Source organism: Thermohalobaculum xanthum (assembly GCF_016623495.1).
GTDB lineage: Bacteria > Pseudomonadota > Alphaproteobacteria > Rhodobacterales > Rhodobacteraceae > Thermohalobaculum > Thermohalobaculum xanthum.
Genome location: NZ_JAEHHL010000001.1, coordinates 221789 through 237594, shown reverse-complemented (window position 1 = coordinate 237594; position 15806 = coordinate 221789). Strand labels below are relative to the sequence as shown.

Genomic DNA, 15806 nt, shown 5'->3' with positions numbered 1-15806 from the left:
CCGCTCAGCCCTTCATCATGTTCATGTCTTCGACATCGATCGTTCCCCGGTTGCGGAAGAAGCAGACCAGGATGGCGAGGCCGATCGCGGCCTCGGCCGCCGCAACCGTCAGCACGAAGAGGGTGAAGACCTGGCCAACCAGGTCACCCAGATGCGCCGAAAATGCGACGAAGTTTATATTGACCGCCAACAGCATCAGCTCGATCGACATGAGAATGACGATCACGTTCTTCCGGTTGAGGAAGATGCCGAAGATGCCGGTCACGAAAAGTATCGCCGCGACGGCGAGATAGGCCTCGAGCCCGACGCCCGCGATCAAGGCTGCGCCTCCGTGTTCCATGGTCAAACCCCCTGCCCCGGCTCGACGTCCTTAAGCTCGACGTCCCGGCCGCGATAGATCTGTGTGAGCACGTCCTGGCGCTTGACGTTCGGGCGATGACGCAGCGTGAGCACGATCGCGCCGATCATCGCGACGAGAAGGATCAGCCCGGCCGCCTGGAACATGTAGAGATACTTGTCGTAGAGGATCGCGCCGAGCGCGGGCGTGTTGGCCACCCCCTCCTCGATCGCGAACACCGCCTCGCGCGACTCCGGCGCCGCGCCTGCCAGCGCCCAGTGCCCGAGCACGAGGCTCAGCTCGACCAGCAGGACCAGGCCGACGAGCGCGCCGACGGGAAGATAGTCTGCCAGCCCGCGTTTGAGCTCGGCGAAATCGACGTCGAGCATCATGACCACGAACAGGAACAGCACCGCAACCGCGCCGACATAGACGATCACCAGCAGCATCGCGATGAACTCGGCCCCGAGCAGCACCATAAGTCCCGCCGACGAGAAGAACGCCAGGATCAGCCACAGCACCGAATGCACCGGGTTTCGCGCGAGGATCACGAGCACGCCCGAGCCCACGGCTACGGCGGCGAACACGTAAAAGGCCAGTTGGGTCAGTCCCATCGTCCCCTCTCGATCCCGGCGCAGGCACGCCGGATACTTACGTCGTCGCGTATCGGGCGCCCGCGCCCCATCCGCCTGGTCGCTCCGGAGGCGGTCCGGAGCCATTCTTGCGTCACGCCCCGAGACATCCCGGGGCCATCGTCATCTCCCCGCCGGAGCAGGCGCCCAAAGGCGCAAGCCGCCGGCCGCAGGGGCGAACTCACCGGTAGGGTGCGTCCAGCTCCTGGTTCCTTGCGATCTCGCGTTCCCAGCGCTCGCCGTTCGCGAGCAGCTTTTCCTTGTTGTAGAAGAGCTCCTCGCGCGTCTCGGTCGCGAACTCGAAGTTCGGGCCCTCGACGATGGCATCGACCGGGCAGGCCTCCTGGCAGAAGCCGCAGTAGATGCACTTCGTCATGTCGATGTCGTAGCGCGTGGTCCGACGCGAGCCGTCGGCGCGCGGCTCGGCCTCGATCGTGATTGCCTGCGCCGGGCAGATCGCCTCGCACAGCTTGCAGGCAATGCAACGCTCCTCGCCGTTCGGATAGCGTCGCAGGGCGTGCTCGCCACGGAAACGCGGGCTGAGGGGGCCCTTCTCGAAGGGATAGTTCAGTGTCGCCTTGGGCCTCACGAAGTACTTGAAGCCAAGCCTGAACCCCTCCCAGATGTCGGCGAGCAGGAAGTAGCGGACGGCCTTGTCGAAGGGGATGCCCATCTCAGTTCCTCCGGTCGATCATCTGGCGGCCCACCACATAGCTGGCCTTGACCTGTTTGAGTTGCAGCGTCTCCGCCGGTGAAAGCGCGGTGGCGCGATCGTCGAGCGCCCAGAGCGCCGTGCGAATGCGCTCGTCGACCTTGTCCGACAGTTCCGCGTCACCGCAGAAGCTCGCCGTCGTCATGGTGCTGATCGCCGCATAGATCCGGTCGAAGCCCTGGTTCTCGGCCTCGCGCTGTGCGTCGATCTCGGCGAGGTTCTCGCAATAGAGCGTCCCTTCGCTCGGCGCCACAGGCGCCGACTGTGCGTCCGCCTGCGAGGCCGCGAGCAGTGCGAGTATGGCAATCGTCATGCGCATCCGATCAGCCTCCCGCCGCGAAGCGCGCATAGCCGATCACATCAAGCCGGGCGAGGATCGCTGCGATCACGACCCAGCCCAACGACATCGGCAGGAAGACCTTCCAGCCAAGCCGCATAAGCTGATCGTAGCGGTACCGGGGCACGATGGCCTTCACCATGGCGAAGAGGAAGAAGAAGAACACGATCTTCACCACCATCCACAGGACGCCGTCCGGCAGTCCGGGAATGGGCGAGAGCCAGCCGCCGAAGAACAGGATCGAGAGCAGCGCGCACATCAGCACGATGTTCATGTACTCGCCGATCATGAAGAGCAGATACGGCGTCGACGAATATTCGACCTGGTAGCCCGCAACCAGCTCGGATTCGGCCTCGGGCAGATCGAAGGGCGGGCGGTTCGTCTCGGCCAGCGCCGACACGAAGAAGAGAACCACCATCGGCAGATGAGGCAGCCAGTACCACGAGAACAGGCCGTAGGCGCCGTCCTGCGCGCGCACGATCTCGGACAGGTTGAGCGATCCCGTCGAGATCAGGACACCAATGATGATCAGGCCGATCGAGACCTCGTAGCTGACCATCTGAGCCGCCGAGCGAAGCCCCCCGAGGAACGGGTATTTCGAGTTCGACGCCCAGCCGCCCATGATGATCCCATACACGCCGAGCGACGATATGGCGAAGATATAGAGCACGCCGACATTGAGATCGGAGATCACCCAGCCATCGGCGAAGGGGATCACCACCCAGGCGATGCAGGCCAGCACGAAGGTCAGCAGCGGAGCGATCAGGAACACCGCCTTGTCGGCGCCCGCGGGAATGACGATTTCCTTGAGCACGAACTTCAGGAAATCCGCGAAGGACTGCAGCAGCCCCCAGGGCCCCACCACGTTCGGGCCGCGTCGCATCTGCACGGCGGCCCAGACCTTGCGGTCCATGTAGAGCAGGAACGCGAGGCTCACGAGAATCGCGACCGTGACCGCCAGGCACTGGGCCAGGATGATGATGAAGATGCCGAGGGAGGTGTCGAAGAACGCCATCGGGTCACTCCGCCGCGAGGGCCTTGGAACGGCGCTCGGCCGCCAGGCGGGAACATTCGGCCATCACCTCGGAAGCGCGGGTGACCGGGTTTGTGAGGAAATGGTCGGAAATCGGGTTCCTGAACGGCCGGGCCGCGATCTTGCCCGCCTCGACCGGCTGCCATGCAGACGGCGCGATCGTGTCCACCGCCGCGAAATGCGGATGCGCGGCATAGAGGTCCCGCCGGAGCGCGTCGAGCGTGTCGAACGGCAACGTCGCCCCAAGTTCGGCTGAGAGCGCACGCAGGATTGCCCAGTCCTCGCGCGCATCGCCCGGCGGAAAGCCCGCCCGGTTGGCGATCTGCACGCGGCCCTCGGTGTTCACATAGGTCCCCGGCTGCTCGGTCCAGGCCGCCCCGGGCAGGATCACGTCGGCGCGATGCGCCCCGCGGTCGCCATGGTGGCCCTGGTAGATGACGAAGGGTCCGTCTGCGATCTCGATTTCGTCCGCACCGAGGTTGAAGATCACCTTCGCGCCCTCGAGCGCGCCTGCGACCCCGCCCGGATGGGTGAAGCCGACATCCATGGCGCCAACCCGGGCTGCCGCGGTATGCAGGATCAGAAGCTTCGCCCCCACCTCGTCGGCCAGAGCCATGACGTGGCCAAGGATCGCCGCGCCGTCGTCGCGGGCAAGCGCGCCCTGCCCCAGGACGATCAGAGGTGCGTTGCGACCCTTCATGTAGTCGACGATCTTGCGCCGGCTCTCGCCGGTCAGGGCATCGGGCCCCGAACCCAGATGATGCGTCTCGAAGCTCAGGTCGACCGGTTCGCCGATCACGGCAACCTCGGCACCGGCAAGCCAGGCCTTGCGGATGCGGGCGTTGAGCACCGGCGCCTCGTCGCGCGGGTTCGAGCCGACGACCAGGATCGCATCCGACCCGTCGATGTCGGCCACCGCGGCGTTGCCGACATAGGCCGAACGGTTTCCGGGAACCAGCCGCGCGCCATCCTGGCGGCAATCGTGCCGCTCGGATCCCAGCGCGTTCACGAGCTTCTTGAGCGCCCAGAGCGGCTCGACCGAGACGAGATCCCCCGCCACGGCGGCGATGTCGCCTCCGGCCGCCTTCACGGACGCGGCGATGGCCGCGAAGGCCTCGGACCAGCTTGCCGGCTTGAGCTTGCCGTTGCGCCGCACATAGGGCCGGTCGAGGCGCTGGCGCCTCAGCCCGTCCCAGACATACCGCGAGCGGTCGGCCAGCCACTCCTCGTTCACGCCGTCATGGTTGCGTGGCAGGATGCGCATGACCTCGCGCCCGCGCACATCGACGCGCGTGTTCGAGCCGAGCGCATCCATCACGTCGATCGACTGGAACTTGCGCAGCTCCCACGGCCGGGCGGTGAAGGCATACGGCTTGTTGGTCAGCGCCCCCACCGGGCAGAGATCGACGATATTGCCCTGCAATTCGGACGAAAGCCCGGCCTTCAGCGTCGCCACCACCAGGTCCGGCCCGCTGGCGCCCATCTCGGTGCCCAGTGTCGCCGTCTCGTAGGAGGTGATCTCGCTGTCCTCGCCGCGCCCGACCTGCCCCATCTCGGGCACGCCCGCCACCTCGGTCATGAAACGCACGCAGCGGGTGCACGAGATGCAGCGCGTCATGTGCGTCTCGACCAGCGGGCCCAGCGCGAGATCGGTTGCAGATCGCTTCGGCTCGCGGAAGCGGCTGAAATCGACGCCATAGGCCATCGCCTGGTCCTGCAGGTCGCACTCCCCGCCCTGGTCGCAGATGGGGCAATCAAGGGGGTGATTGATGAGCAGGAACTCCATCACCCCTTCACGCGCCTTCTTGACCATCGGCGTGTTGGTGCGGATCACCGGCGGCGCTCCCTCGGGTCCCGGGCGCAGGTCCTTGACCTGCATCGCGCAGGATGCGGCGGGCTTCGGCGGGCCGCCCACGACCTCGACGAGGCACATCCGGCAGTTCCCGGCGATCGAGAGCCGTTCGTGGTAGCAGAAACGAGGGATCTCGACGCCCGCCTCCTCGCAGGCCTGGAGGAGGGTAAGCCGCGGATCGACCTCTACCTCGCGGTCGTCGATGATGATCTTGCGAAGCTCGCTCATGCTCTCTCCCTCAGGCGCACCGCATCGTGCGCCAGTCCTGCACCTGCGGCAGGCTCTCCCAACCAAAGGCATCCGCCGTCGGACCCATGCGCTCCAGGAGAGCGAGCCGCTCGCGCGCCTCATCGAGGGTGGGCTCGTGGCCCGGCTCCACCCACCACATGGCGAAATGCTGGCTTTCCAGCATCTCGAACCACTCGGCCCGGCGCGCGTAGAATTGCCGGTGGACGGTGCGCCAGACGAAGTTCTCCAGCGCCTCGGCGGTCTCCCAGACCGACATGTTGACGATCACGTTCTCGTCGTCGCTCCAGGCGATGCCGGTCGCCCCGTCGCTGTCGCCGTCCTGCAGGCGCCACACGAAACCGGGGCTGCGCTCGGCAACCGCATTCACCCTGCCCAGATTCTCGACGAAAGGCGCGACGCGCGCGTCCTCGATCGGAAACTTCAGCCGCGCGATGTTGATCTCGGCAAGGTGGCGCTCGGGTCTCATCGTCAGCTCCCCGCGCTTTCCGGACAATAGGCGAAGACGACCCAGGCGTCGCGGGTCCCGCGATACATGGTGCGTGCATCTCCGTTGTCGTCACGCCGGATCTCCATCGGCGCGCCACCGTTACAGATCGTCCCGTCCCTGCTTACCTGCTTGGCGATCGTCAGCGCCACGTCGCGGAAGCGCTCGTCTTCGAAAGGCACCCCGGACGGCTGCGGCTGATCTCCCGAGACCGCGATCGTCGGCCAGGCCTCGGACGTGGCCTCGCCGGCGCCGCGACGCACGGCAATCACCGACTGGCCGATCATCTCGACGTACTGCACGTTCACGCGATAGGGCAGCGCGCCATAGGTCACCAGGAACTTGCGGTCCTCGTGGCGCATCGACTCGCGCTCGGGCTGGGGCGCGGCGGCGCTTTGCCCGTCGCGCGCGGCTTCATCGCCGCAGCCCCCGAGGGTAAGCGCGGCCAGCGCAGCAAGCGCGCAAGGATATGCCCTTCTCGCCGGAACCATGCGTCTGTGCCCTACTCCGCCGCGACCGCGCCGATGCGGCCGGTCTTGCGGGCGCGGATCCTGTCCTCGATCTCCTCGCGGAAGTGACGGATCAGCCCCTGGATCGGCCAGGCGGCCGCGTCGCCGAGCGCGCAGATCGTGTGGCCCTCGACCCGCGTCGTGACATCGAGCAGCGTATCGATCTCCTCGATCTCGGCGTCTCCGGTCACGAGGCGATCCATGACCCGCATCATCCAGCCCGTGCCTTCCCGGCAGGGCGTGCACTGGCCGCAGCTCTCGTGCTTGTAGAACTTCGACAGACGCCAGATCGCCTTGATGACGTCCGTGGACTGATCCATGACGATCACCGCCGCGGTGCCAAGGCCCGAGCGCTGCTCGCGCAGCCAGTCGAAATCCATGATCGCATCGTCGCACAGATGCGCGGGAAGCAGCGGAACCGACGAGCCGCCGGGGATCACCGCCTTGAGGTTCTTCCAGCCGCCGCGCACGCCGCCGCAATGGCGCTCGAGGAGTTCCTTGAGGCCGATCGACATCGATTCCTCGACCACGCAGGGCCGCTCCACATGCCCCGAGATCGCGAAGATCTTGGTGCCCGTGTTGTTCGGCCGGCCGAACGAGGCGAACCACGCAGCCCCGCGGCGGAGGATCGTCGGCGCGACCGCGATCGACTCGACATTGTTGACGGTCGTCGGGCAGCCATAGAGTCCCACGCCCGCGGGAAACGGGGGCTTGAGGCGCGGCATGCCCTTCTTGCCCTCGAGGCTCTCGATCAGAGCCGTTTCCTCACCGCAGATGTAGGCGCCGGCGCCGTGGTGCAGGTAGAGATCGAAGTCCCAGCCCGAACCGGCTGCGTTCTTGCCCAGGAGACCCGCGTCGTAGGCCTCGTCGATCGCCGCCTGCAGCGCCTCGCGCTCGCGGATGTATTCGCCGCGGATGTAGATGTAGGCCGCATGCGCGCCCATCGCGAAGGAGGCGATCAGGCATCCCTCGATGAGCGTGTGCGGATCGTGCCGCATGATCTCGCGATCCTTGCACGTGCCCGGCTCGGATTCGTCGGCATTGACCACCAGATAATGCGGGCGGCCGTCCGACTCCTTGGGCATGAACGACCACTTCAGCCCCGTCGGAAAGCCTGCGCCGCCGCGACCGCGGAGCGCCGAGTTCTTGATCTCGTCGATGATCCAGTCACGTCCCTTCGCGATCAGCCCGGCCGTGCCGTCCCAATGGCCACGCGCCTTCGCGCCGGCGAGGCTGCGGTCGTGCATGCCGTAAAGGTTCGTGAAGATGCGGTCCTTGTCTTCGAGCATCACGCATCCTCCCCACGCGCCAGCTTGGCCGCCTGCGCCACCCAGTCATCACGCTCGATCCGGCCACGGAACTTGAGATGCTCGTCCACCCACGCGATCTCGTCCGCCGTCCAGGCCGCGATCTGGTCGTAGTGGAAGACGCCGAGCTCGAGCAGGAGCCCCTCGAGCTTGGGCCCTACGCCGCTGATCTTCTTGAGATCGTCCGCCCCGCCCTTGCGCGGTTTCTTGAGCAGCCGGGGCTTGCTGCCGACGACGGCACCGGTCTCGGGGCGTCCCTTGGTCTCGGCGTCGCGCAGTTCCGCATCGGACTCGCCCGCGCCCGTGGCGCGTGCCTTCTTGGTAGCCTTCTTCGGAACAGGGGCCGGCGATTTCGCGCGATGGGTGCCGCGCATCAGGTCGGTCGCCGTAGGCTCCGAGCCATCGATCCGCTTGATCGTTTCCCCCAGCGCGGTCGCAAGCGCCACAGACGCGTTCGCGTCATGGGTCTTCTTGAGCGCGGTGAGCGAGGTCAGCCCGCCCAGCGGCTCGGACGCGAAGCGCCCGTTCTGCGGCCCGGGTGTCGGCACCCGGCCAGCCGCCAGCTCGTCGAGGATCCAGGCGAATTTCTCTGCCGTCAGATCCTCGTAGTAATCCTTGCCGATCTGCACCATCGGCGCGTTCGCGCAGGCGCCCAGGCACTCGACCTCTTCCCACGAGAACTTGCCGTCCGCGCTGAGCGCGTGAGGCGCCTTCGCAATTTTTTCCTTGCACACCCCGATCAGGTCCTCGGCGCCGCAAATCATGCACGAGGTCGTCCCGCATACCTGGACATGCGCGACCGATCCCACCGGCGCCATCTGGAACATGAAGTAGAACGACGCGACTTCGAGCACCCGGATCGGCGCCATGTCGAGCATCTGGGCGATCGCCTCGATCATCGGCCGCGTGACCCAGCCTTCCTGCTCCTGGCCACGCCACAACAGTGGGATCACCGCGGATGCCTGGCGGCCTTCGGGATACTTCTCGATCTGGCCCTTCGCCCATTCGAGGTTCGCGGGCGTGAAGGCGAAGCTCTCGGGCTGTTGGTGGTAGAGTCTGCGAAGCATTATTGATCAGCCTTCAACAATCGCCAGTTGCCGGTTTCCGCGAGCGTGACGCGCCTCGTGCCGTCTGCATCCTCGGCGATGGCAAGGCTGCCATCACCCTCGAACGGGGCGATGCCGATCGCGTCACCATACGCGACGCGCTCGGACAGCGCGGCATCGACGCGCGCCGTCTCGGCAACCGCCGACGCGCGCAGGGTTTCGATCTCGTCCAGTGCGGTCGCGTGCGCGTCGCGCAGCGCCGCGATCTCGGCCTGGGCCGCAACGATCGCGGCCTCGGCGGCTTCAATCCGCGCGTCACGCTCCATCGCCTGGCCACGCAGCTCGGCCACCGCGAGGTCAGGCCGCGCGTCGCGAACCGCCTTCCAGGCCTCCCACTCGCCACTCGCGAAGAACGCGGTGCCGAGCGCGACCAGCGTGACCATCGCGACGATGCCGAGGAAACGGAGGACCTTGTCGATCACCGGTCGATCTCCCCGAACACGATGTCGATCGACCCGAGGATCGCGGAGACGTCGGCGAGCAGGTGCCCGCGGCAGATATGGTCCATTGCCGCGAGGTGCGGGTAGCCCGGCGCACGGATCTTCGCGCGGTAGGGTTTGTTCGTCCCATCCGACACGAGATAGACGCCGAACTCGCCCTTTGGCGCCTCGACGCAGGCATAGACCTCGCCCTCGGGCACGCGGAAGCCCTCGGTGTAGAGCTTGAAGTGATGGATCAAGGCCTCCATCGAGGTCTTCATCTCACCCCGCTTGGGCGGGCTGATCTTGCCCCGGTGGATCACGTCAGAACCCTTGCAGGCGTCAAGTTTTTCAAGCGCTTGCCGCATGATCTTGACGCTCTCGCGCATCTCCTCCATGCGGCAGAGATAGCGGTCGTAGCAATCCCCGTGCTTGCCGACGGGAATGCGGAAGTCGAACTCGTTGTAGCACTCGTATGGCTGCGCGCGCCGCAGGTCCCAGGCCCAGCCCGAGCCGCGCACCATCACGCCCGAGAAGCCCCAGGCTTGCGCCTCGGCAAGGCTCACGACGCCGATGTCGACGTTGCGCTGCTTGAAGATGCGGTTCTCGGTCAGCAGCCCCTCGATGTCGTCCAGCACTGCCGGGAACTCTTCGGTCCACTGCCACATGTCATCGCAGAGTTCCGGCGTCAGGTCCTGATGCACGCCACCCGGGCGGAAATAGGCGGCGTGGAGCCGCGCCCCGCAGGCGCGCTCGTAGAAGACCATGAGCTTCTCTCGCTCCTCGAACCCCCAGAGCGGCGGCGTGAGTGCGCCGACGTCCATCGCCTGCGTCGTCACGTTCAGGAGGTGGTTGAGGATGCGCCCGATCTCGGAGAACAGGACCCGGATCAGCTGCCCGCGGCGCGGAACCGGCGTCCCTGTCAGTCTTTCGATCGCGAGGCACCAGGCATGCTCCTGGTTCATCGGCGCGACGTAGTCGAGACGATCGAAATACGGCAGGTTCTGCAGGTAGGTCCGGCTCTCCATCAGCTTCTCGGTGCCGCGATGCAGCAGCCCGATATGCGGATCGACCCGGTCGACGATCTCGCCGTCCAGCTCGAGAACCATGCGAAGAACGCCGTGCGCCGCAGGGTGTTGCGGCCCGAAGTTGATGTTGAAATTGCGGATCCGCTGCTCGCCGCTGAGCTGGCTGCCGTCCATCAGAACCTCCCCTGCCCGCCGAGCTTGTCGCGGAATGCCATCACCCACAGCAGGACGATCGCGCCAAGCGGAATGATCGCCGCGAGCGCAACCCATGACGGGATGCCGAACCTCGGCAGGAGCTTCCAGAACGGCACGATCAGCAGAACGCTGATCACCAGAAACCCTATGAGGCCCATCGGATGTCCGCCTCCCATCATCACGTGCCGCGGTTCTTCTCGTCACCGGGAAGGATGTACTCCGCTCCCTCCCATGGGCTCATGAAGTCGAACTGGCGATACTCCTGGACCAGCTTCACGGGCTCGTAGACGACCCGCTTCTGGGTCTCGTCGTAGCGAACCTCGACATAGCCGGTCGTCGGAAAGTCCTTCCGCAACGGGTAGCCGCGGAAGCCGTAGTCGGTGAGGATCCGGCGCAGATCGGGATGCCCCGAGAACATCACGCCGAACATGTCGAAGACTTCGCGCTCGAACCAGTTGGCCGACGGGTGAAGATCGTTGATCGAGGGAATGACGTCGTCCTCGCCCGCGACCACCTTCACCCGCACGCGCTGATTCTGCGGCATCGAGAGGAAGTGATAGACCACGTCGAAACGGCGCTCGCGGCCCGGCCAGTCGACACCGGTGATGTCGATCAGCGTGGTGAAGGCACAGGCCGGGTTGTCCCGCAGATAGCCGATCAGCGTCCGAAGGCCCGATGCCGTCGACTCCAGCGTAAGCTCGCCATGCGCGACGGAATGCGCAACGACCGCGTCGGCCTGCGCAATCGCGATCATCTCGCCCAGTTCTTCGAGTGCGCTCGCCATTCCTCTCCCCCTGCCACCCGCCTGTCAGGCGTGTGCTTTGTCCGCGCGCGACTCAGCGCGCAATCGTGCCGGTCCGGCGAATCTTCCGCTGCAGCTGCAGAATGCCGTAGAGCAGCGCCTCGGCCGTCGGAGGGCACCCGGGAACATACACGTCGACCGGAACGACCCGATCGCAGCCGCGCACGACGGAATAGCTGTAGTGGTAGTACCCGCCGCCATTGGCGCAGGACCCCATCGAGATGACGTAGCGCGGCTCGGGCATCTGGTCGTAGACCTTCCTGAGCGCGGGGGCCATCTTGTTGGTCAGGGTGCCCGCGACGATCATCAGGTCCGACTGCCGCGGGCTCGCGCGTGGCGCAACGCCGAACCGCTCGAGGTCATAGCGCGGCATCGCGGTCTGCATCATCTCGACCGCGCAGCAGGCCAGGCCGAAGGTCATCCACATCAGCGAGCCGGTGCGCGCCCAGTTGATGACGTCATCAACCGTCGTGAGGATGAAACCCTTGTCCGCCAGTTCGTTCGAGAGATTGGCGGCAAGCACATCCTTGTCTGCCGCTGCGAGCGTCGACAGAGCGGGCGTCGAGGTCATTCCCATTCCAGCGCCCCCTTCTTCCATTCGTATGCGAAGCCCACCGTGAGCACGCCCAGGAACACCATCATCGACCAGAACGCCACATCCGAGAGCCCTCCGAAGGCGGCGGCCCACGGGAACAGGAAGGCGATTTCGAGGTCGAAGATGATGAACAGGATCGACACGAGATAGAAGCGCACGTCGAACTTCATGCGCGCGTCGTCGAAGGCGTTGAAGCCGCATTCGTAGGCAGAAATCTTCTCGGCATCAGGCCGGCGCACGGCCAGCACCCAGGCGGCGACCAGAAACACCAGGCCGAGCGCAACCGCAAGCCCGAGGAAGATGATGATCGGCAGGTATTCTCGCAGAAGCTCGTCCACTCTCGTGTTCTCCCAATAGCTTCCGTCGCTTGTTGTGCTTCGCTTAGCGGGCGCAGCATTCACAGTCAATGCGGCGGCGGAGCGGGGGCGACAACTTCACGCGGCGCAGTGACTCTGCCCCAGAGCCGTTGCGTGACACAACCGAAACCGGGACGCGGGGCCAGAGTTTTCTGAGTGCCGCCACGCGAACGGGGCGGCGGTCGGGTGTGGGCTTCAAATGTGGGGAAGATGGCGCGGTTGACGGGGCTCGAACCCGCGACCCCCGGCGTGACAGGCCGGTACTCTAACCAACTGAGCTACAACCGCGCAGGTCTGCGCATTCGGCGGGACGGGCAGCGCTGGCGCGGTTGACGGGGCTCGAACCCGCGACCCCCGGCGTGACAGGCCGGTACTCTAACCAACTGAGCTACAACCGCGCTGGGCGCTGCGTCCCTCGCCGAAGCGTGAGGGGCTGTTTAATGGCCCCCTTCTGACGCGTCAAGCACCGAAAGACGGACTTGGCGCCGGACCGTCAGATCATCAGATCGCCCCGGCCGCGGCGCTTTGCATGACGAAACGGGGATGAGTTTGGTGGGCGGTGAGAGACTCGAACTCCCGACATCCTCGGTGTAAACGAGGCGCTCTACCAACTGAGCTAACCGCCCTGCCGTCGGGGTTTATGGGGTGCGCCATGCGCGCCGTCAATGGCACTGAATTGCGCGCCACGAGGCAGGACCACGCCTTCGGCGCCCCTGCCCCATTAAGCGGATGCCGCGCCGTCACTGAGCCTTCATGGGCAGACCGCGGGCAACCCAGCCCGGGCCGGCGGAGGAGCCCTTGATCCCCTCGGCCACGTCGATCGGGCGCGCGTAGCCGCGCTTCATCAGCTCCTCGGCAGCATGGTGCGTGCGCCCGCCGGTGGAACAGATCAACGCGATAGGCTTGGACTTGTCGCCCTCGGTCATCAGGTCGACGACGTCGTAGAACATCGGGTCGTAGAGATCCACCGTCTCGGCGTATTCCGGAACCCCGCCTGCCCAGGCCTCGGACGGGCGGATATCGAGAAGCACGACCTTGCCCTCGGCCGCCAGTTCATAAGCACGGTCCGCCGACATTTCCTCGACCACGACAACCGCCTCGGCCTCGTCCCTGCCCTGCGCCTGCACGGGGGATGCTGGCGGCAGAACCGCCAGCATCGTCAGAGCAGCGAGGATGTGTCGTGCGTGCCGCATCAGTGCGGCAGCGGAGCGCCGGTCTCCACCCCTCCGTCATCGGTGACCGCCTGGTCGAGTTCGGCCTCCTCCCAGTCGATCGGCTCAGGCATGCGGGTGAGCGCAACCTTCAGCACCTCGGACACGGTCTCGACCGGGATGAGCTCGAGCCCCTCCTTCACATTGTCGGGGATCTCGGCCAGGTCCTTCACGTTCTCGCGCGGGATCAGCACCGTCTTGATGCCGCCCCTGAGGGCCGCGAGCAGCTTCTCCTTCAGCCCGCCGATCGGCAGGACATTGCCGCGCAGCGTCACCTCGCCCGTCATCGCGACATCGCGGCGAACCGGGATCTGCGTGAGGACCGAGACGATCGAGACGACCATCGCGACACCCGCCGAGGGGCCGTCCTTCGGGGTCGCCCCCTCCGGCACGTGCACGTGGATGTCGATCTTCTCGAACTGCGGCGGCTTCACGCCGAAGTCGGGCGCCTTGGCGCGGACGTAGCTTGCCGCGGCGTCGATCGACTCCTTCATCACGTCGCCCAGCTTGCCGGTGGTCTTCATCCGGCCCTTGCCCGGCAGGCGCAGCGCCTCGATCTGCAGCAAGTCGCCGCCCACCGAGGTGTAGGCGAGCCCGGTGGTCACGCCGACCTGGTCCTCCTTCTCGGCAAGGCCATGCCGGAAGCGCGGGACACCGAGGAAATCCTCGAGCTTGTCGGGCGTCACTGTCACCGACTTCGCCTCGCCCTTCACAATCACCGTCAGCGCCTTGCGGCACAGCTTGGCAAGCTCGCGCTCGAGGTTGCGGACACCGGCCTCCCGCGTGTAGTGGCGCACGATCTCGATCAGCGCATCATCCGTGAGGTCGAACTCGGCCTTCCGCAGCCCGTGCTCCTTGACCTGCTTGGGAAGCAGGTGGCGGCGCGCGATCTCGATCTTCTCGTCCTCGGTGTAACCGGCGAGCGAGATGATCTCCATGCGGTCCAGCAGCGGCTGGGGCATGTTGTACGTGTTCGCCGTGGTGATGAACATCACGTTCGACAGATCGTACTCAACCTCGAGATAGTGATCGACGAAGGTCGAGTTCTGCTCGGGGTCCAACACCTCGAGCATCGCCGACGCCGGATCGCCACGGAAGTCGTGGCCCATCTTGTCGATCTCGTCGAGCAGGATCAGCGGGTTCGTCGTCTTGGCCTTCTTCATGGCCTGGACGATCTTCCCCGGCATCGAGCCGATATAGGTGCGCCGGTGCCCGCGGATCTCGGCCTCGTCGCGCACACCACCCAGCGAGATGCGGATGAACTCGCGCCCGGTCGCCTTGGCGACCGACTTGCCGAGGCTGGTCTTGCCGACGCCCGGCGGGCCCACGAGGCACAGGATCGGACCTTTCAGCTTCTGGCTGCGCTGCTGCACGGCCAGGTACTCGACGATCCGCTCCTTGACCTTCGCGAGGCCAAAGTGGTCGGCATCGAGCACGCCCTGGGCCTTGTTGAGGTCCTTCTTCGTCCGGGACTTCACGCCCCACGGGATCGACAGCATCCAGTCGAGGTAGTTGCGAACGACCGTCGACTCGGCCGACATCGGGCTCATCTGCTTGAGCTTCTTGAGCTCGGCCTGCGCCTTGTCGCGCGCTTCCTTGGAAAGCTTGGTGTTGGCGATGCGCTCGTCGTACTCCGCGACCTCGTCGCGGCCGTCCTCGCCTTCGCCCAGCTCCCGCTGGATCGCCTTCATCTGCTCGTTCAGGTAATACTCGCGCTGGGTCTTCTCCATCTGGGACTTGACCCGGCTCTTGATCTTCTTCTCGACCTGAAGGACCGAGATCTCGCCCTGGATCAGCGCGATGATGCGCTCGAGACGCTCGGCGATGCCCGGCTCCTCCAGCAGCTTCTGGCGCTCGGCGAGCTTCACGCCAAGATGCCCGGCAATGGTGTCGGCGAGCTTGGCCGCGTCGTCAATTTCGGAAACGTTCGCAAGGGCTTCCTCGGGAACGTTCTTGTTCAGCTTCACGTAACGCTCGAACTGCTGCTTGAGCTGGCGCGACAGCGCCTCGCGCGTCGCCGGGTCCGCAGCCTCGTCGTCGACGACCTCGGCCTCGGCCTCGAAGTAGTTCTCGTTCTCGATGAAGCGATTGATGCGGGCGCGCGCCTTGCCCTCGACCAGCACCTTCACGGTGCCGTCGGGCAGCTTGAGCAGCTGCAGGACATTCGCAAGCGCGCCGATGCTGTAGATGTCGTCGGCTTCCGGATCGTCCTTGCCCGCGTCCTTCTGGCTGGCGAGCAGGATCTGCCTGTCATCCTTCATGACCGCTTCGAGCGCGCGCACCGAACGTTCGCGACCGACGAAGAGCGGCACGATCATGTGCGGGAACACGACGATGTCGCGCAGCGGCAGCACCGGGTAGGTGACGGCGGTGGCTTCGGTATTCGTCATTGTTGTTCTCCTGCCTCGGGATCATCGGCCCGCCTGCGACTCGCGCGCTGGTCGTTGCCGTCTGATGGTCTAAGTTGGCCCCCGGCGGGGGGGAATTCAAGGTGCCCGAGGGTGGCCCTGGGTCAGCCCGCGTGATCGACGCGGCGACGCAACAGCCTGTGCGCGCCGCACAGACGCGATCCGGCCGCCGGCAAAGGTTCGGCGGCGAGAGAAGCCAAGCAGAAAGACAGAGGGCCCGCCGAAGCCTGGGCT

General features: G+C 65.9%; 18 protein-coding genes and 3 tRNA genes. All 21 read right to left on the bottom strand.

The window, feature by feature from the left end; genetic code table 11:
* Window positions 1-4: 4 nt before the first annotated feature.
* Entirely contained in the window at window positions 5-340 is a 336-nt protein-coding gene (gene nuoK / locus H0I76_RS01170) for an NADH-quinone oxidoreductase subunit NuoK (RefSeq protein ID WP_200605891.1), read from the bottom strand.
* Between the two features lie 2 nt (window positions 341-342).
* Window positions 343-951 (bottom strand): NADH-quinone oxidoreductase subunit J, encoded by a 609-nt coding sequence (locus H0I76_RS01165; RefSeq protein ID WP_200605889.1) that lies wholly within the window; start codon window positions 949-951, stop codon window positions 343-345.
* Between the two features lie 199 nt (window positions 952-1150).
* On the bottom strand, window positions 1151-1642 hold the full coding sequence (nuoI, locus tag H0I76_RS01160) for an NADH-quinone oxidoreductase subunit NuoI (protein ID WP_200605886.1): 492 nt from the start codon (window positions 1640-1642) through the stop codon (window positions 1151-1153).
* Window position 1643: 1 nt separating this feature from the next.
* Complete coding sequence (locus H0I76_RS01155; RefSeq protein ID WP_200605883.1) at window positions 1644-2000, bottom strand: hypothetical protein; 357 nt, start codon at window positions 1998-2000, stop codon at window positions 1644-1646.
* A 4-nt stretch (window positions 2001-2004) separates the two neighbouring features.
* Window positions 2005-3033 (bottom strand): NADH-quinone oxidoreductase subunit NuoH, encoded by a 1029-nt coding sequence (gene nuoH, locus H0I76_RS01150; protein ID WP_200605881.1) that lies wholly within the window; start codon window positions 3031-3033, stop codon window positions 2005-2007.
* Between the two features lie 4 nt (window positions 3034-3037).
* The gene (locus H0I76_RS01145; protein WP_200605880.1) at window positions 3038-5131 is read right to left on the bottom strand and encodes a molybdopterin-dependent oxidoreductase; all 2094 of its coding nucleotides are present in this window, start codon (window positions 5129-5131) and stop codon (window positions 3038-3040) included.
* Between the two features lie 10 nt (window positions 5132-5141).
* Window positions 5142-5618 (bottom strand): DUF3291 domain-containing protein, encoded by a 477-nt coding sequence (locus tag H0I76_RS01140; RefSeq protein WP_200605878.1) that lies wholly within the window; start codon window positions 5616-5618, stop codon window positions 5142-5144.
* 2 nt (window positions 5619-5620) lie between these two features.
* On the bottom strand, window positions 5621-6127 hold the full coding sequence (locus tag H0I76_RS01135) for a hypothetical protein (protein ID WP_200605876.1): 507 nt from the start codon (window positions 6125-6127) through the stop codon (window positions 5621-5623).
* Between the two features lie 11 nt (window positions 6128-6138).
* Entirely contained in the window at window positions 6139-7434 is a 1296-nt protein-coding gene (gene nuoF, locus H0I76_RS01130) for an NADH-quinone oxidoreductase subunit NuoF (protein ID WP_200605874.1), read from the bottom strand.
* The gene (gene nuoE, locus H0I76_RS01125; protein ID WP_200605865.1) at window positions 7434-8519 is read right to left on the bottom strand and encodes an NADH-quinone oxidoreductase subunit NuoE; all 1086 of its coding nucleotides are present in this window, start codon (window positions 8517-8519) and stop codon (window positions 7434-7436) included. Before nuoE ends, nuoF begins: the two co-directional genes overlap by 1 nt.
* Complete coding sequence (locus tag H0I76_RS01120) at window positions 8519-8980, bottom strand: hypothetical protein (protein WP_200605858.1); 462 nt, start codon at window positions 8978-8980, stop codon at window positions 8519-8521. Before H0I76_RS01120 ends, nuoE begins: the two co-directional genes overlap by 1 nt.
* Window positions 8977-10179 carry an NADH-quinone oxidoreductase subunit D gene (locus H0I76_RS01115; RefSeq protein WP_200605857.1) on the bottom strand — a complete coding sequence of 401 codons (1203 nt, stop codon included), beginning with the start codon at window positions 10177-10179 and terminating at the stop codon, window positions 8977-8979. Before H0I76_RS01115 ends, H0I76_RS01120 begins: the two co-directional genes overlap by 4 nt.
* The gene (locus H0I76_RS01110; RefSeq protein ID WP_234455040.1) at window positions 10179-10358 is read right to left on the bottom strand and encodes a hypothetical protein; all 180 of its coding nucleotides are present in this window, start codon (window positions 10356-10358) and stop codon (window positions 10179-10181) included. Before H0I76_RS01110 ends, H0I76_RS01115 begins: the two co-directional genes overlap by 1 nt.
* Before the next feature lie 20 nt (window positions 10359-10378).
* Window positions 10379-10984, bottom strand: a complete 606-nt coding sequence (locus tag H0I76_RS01105) for an NADH-quinone oxidoreductase subunit C (RefSeq protein WP_200605853.1) — start codon at window positions 10982-10984, stop codon at window positions 10379-10381.
* 52 nt (window positions 10985-11036) lie between these two features.
* Window positions 11037-11579, bottom strand: coding sequence for a NuoB/complex I 20 kDa subunit family protein (locus H0I76_RS01100; protein WP_200605852.1), 543 nt, complete (start codon window positions 11577-11579; stop codon window positions 11037-11039).
* Window positions 11570-11935, bottom strand: a complete 366-nt coding sequence (locus H0I76_RS01095; protein ID WP_200605851.1) for an NADH-quinone oxidoreductase subunit A — start codon at window positions 11933-11935, stop codon at window positions 11570-11572. Before H0I76_RS01095 ends, H0I76_RS01100 begins: the two co-directional genes overlap by 10 nt.
* Window positions 11936-12164: 229 nt before the next feature.
* A tRNA-Asp gene (locus H0I76_RS01090) sits at window positions 12165-12241 on the bottom strand.
* Window positions 12242-12274: 33 nt separating this feature from the next.
* Window positions 12275-12351: transfer RNA gene (locus tag H0I76_RS01085), tRNA-Asp, on the bottom strand.
* 152 nt (window positions 12352-12503) lie between these two features.
* Window positions 12504-12579: transfer RNA gene (locus H0I76_RS01080), tRNA-Val, on the bottom strand.
* Between the two features lie 114 nt (window positions 12580-12693).
* Window positions 12694-13146 carry a rhodanese-like domain-containing protein gene (locus H0I76_RS01075; RefSeq protein WP_200605850.1) on the bottom strand — a complete coding sequence of 151 codons (453 nt, stop codon included), beginning with the start codon at window positions 13144-13146 and terminating at the stop codon, window positions 12694-12696.
* Window positions 13146-15554, bottom strand: coding sequence for an endopeptidase La (gene lon, locus H0I76_RS01070; protein WP_200605849.1), 2409 nt, complete (start codon window positions 15552-15554; stop codon window positions 13146-13148). Before lon ends, H0I76_RS01075 begins: the two co-directional genes overlap by 1 nt.
* Window positions 15555-15806 lie beyond the last annotated feature (252 nt).

Excerpts from the sequence above, each read along its gene's own strand:
- nuoK (WP_200605891.1), bottom strand. The coding sequence starts at position 340 with ATGGAACACGGAGGCGCAGCCTTGATCGCGGGCGTCGGGCTCGAGGCC.
- H0I76_RS01165 (WP_200605889.1), bottom strand. The coding sequence starts at position 951 with ATGGGACTGACCCAACTGGCCTTTTACGTGTTCGCCGCCGTAGCCGTG.
- nuoI (WP_200605886.1), bottom strand. The coding sequence starts at position 1,642 with ATGGGCATCCCCTTCGACAAGGCCGTCCGCTACTTCCTGCTCGCCGAC.
- H0I76_RS01155 (WP_200605883.1), bottom strand. The coding sequence starts at position 2,000 with ATGCGCATGACGATTGCCATACTCGCACTGCTCGCGGCCTCGCAGGCG.
- nuoH (WP_200605881.1), bottom strand. The coding sequence starts at position 3,033 with ATGGCGTTCTTCGACACCTCCCTCGGCATCTTCATCATCATCCTGGCC.
- H0I76_RS01145 (WP_200605880.1), bottom strand. The coding sequence starts at position 5,131 with ATGAGCGAGCTTCGCAAGATCATCATCGACGACCGCGAGGTAGAGGTC.
- H0I76_RS01140 (WP_200605878.1), bottom strand. The coding sequence starts at position 5,618 with ATGAGACCCGAGCGCCACCTTGCCGAGATCAACATCGCGCGGCTGAAG.
- H0I76_RS01135 (WP_200605876.1), bottom strand. The coding sequence starts at position 6,127 with ATGGTTCCGGCGAGAAGGGCATATCCTTGCGCGCTTGCTGCGCTGGCC.
- nuoF (WP_200605874.1), bottom strand. The coding sequence starts at position 7,434 with ATGCTCGAAGACAAGGACCGCATCTTCACGAACCTTTACGGCATGCAC.
- nuoE (WP_200605865.1), bottom strand. The coding sequence starts at position 8,519 with ATGCTTCGCAGACTCTACCACCAACAGCCCGAGAGCTTCGCCTTCACG.
- H0I76_RS01115 (WP_200605857.1), bottom strand. The coding sequence starts at position 10,179 with ATGGACGGCAGCCAGCTCAGCGGCGAGCAGCGGATCCGCAATTTCAAC.
- H0I76_RS01110 (WP_234455040.1), bottom strand. The coding sequence starts at position 10,358 with ATGGGCCTCATAGGGTTTCTGGTGATCAGCGTTCTGCTGATCGTGCCG.
- H0I76_RS01105 (WP_200605853.1), bottom strand. The coding sequence starts at position 10,984 with ATGGCGAGCGCACTCGAAGAACTGGGCGAGATGATCGCGATTGCGCAG.
- H0I76_RS01100 (WP_200605852.1), bottom strand. The coding sequence starts at position 11,579 with ATGGGAATGACCTCGACGCCCGCTCTGTCGACGCTCGCAGCGGCAGAC.
- H0I76_RS01075 (WP_200605850.1), bottom strand. The coding sequence starts at position 13,146 with ATGCGGCACGCACGACACATCCTCGCTGCTCTGACGATGCTGGCGGTT.
- lon (WP_200605849.1), bottom strand. The coding sequence starts at position 15,554 with ATGACGAATACCGAAGCCACCGCCGTCACCTACCCGGTGCTGCCGCTG.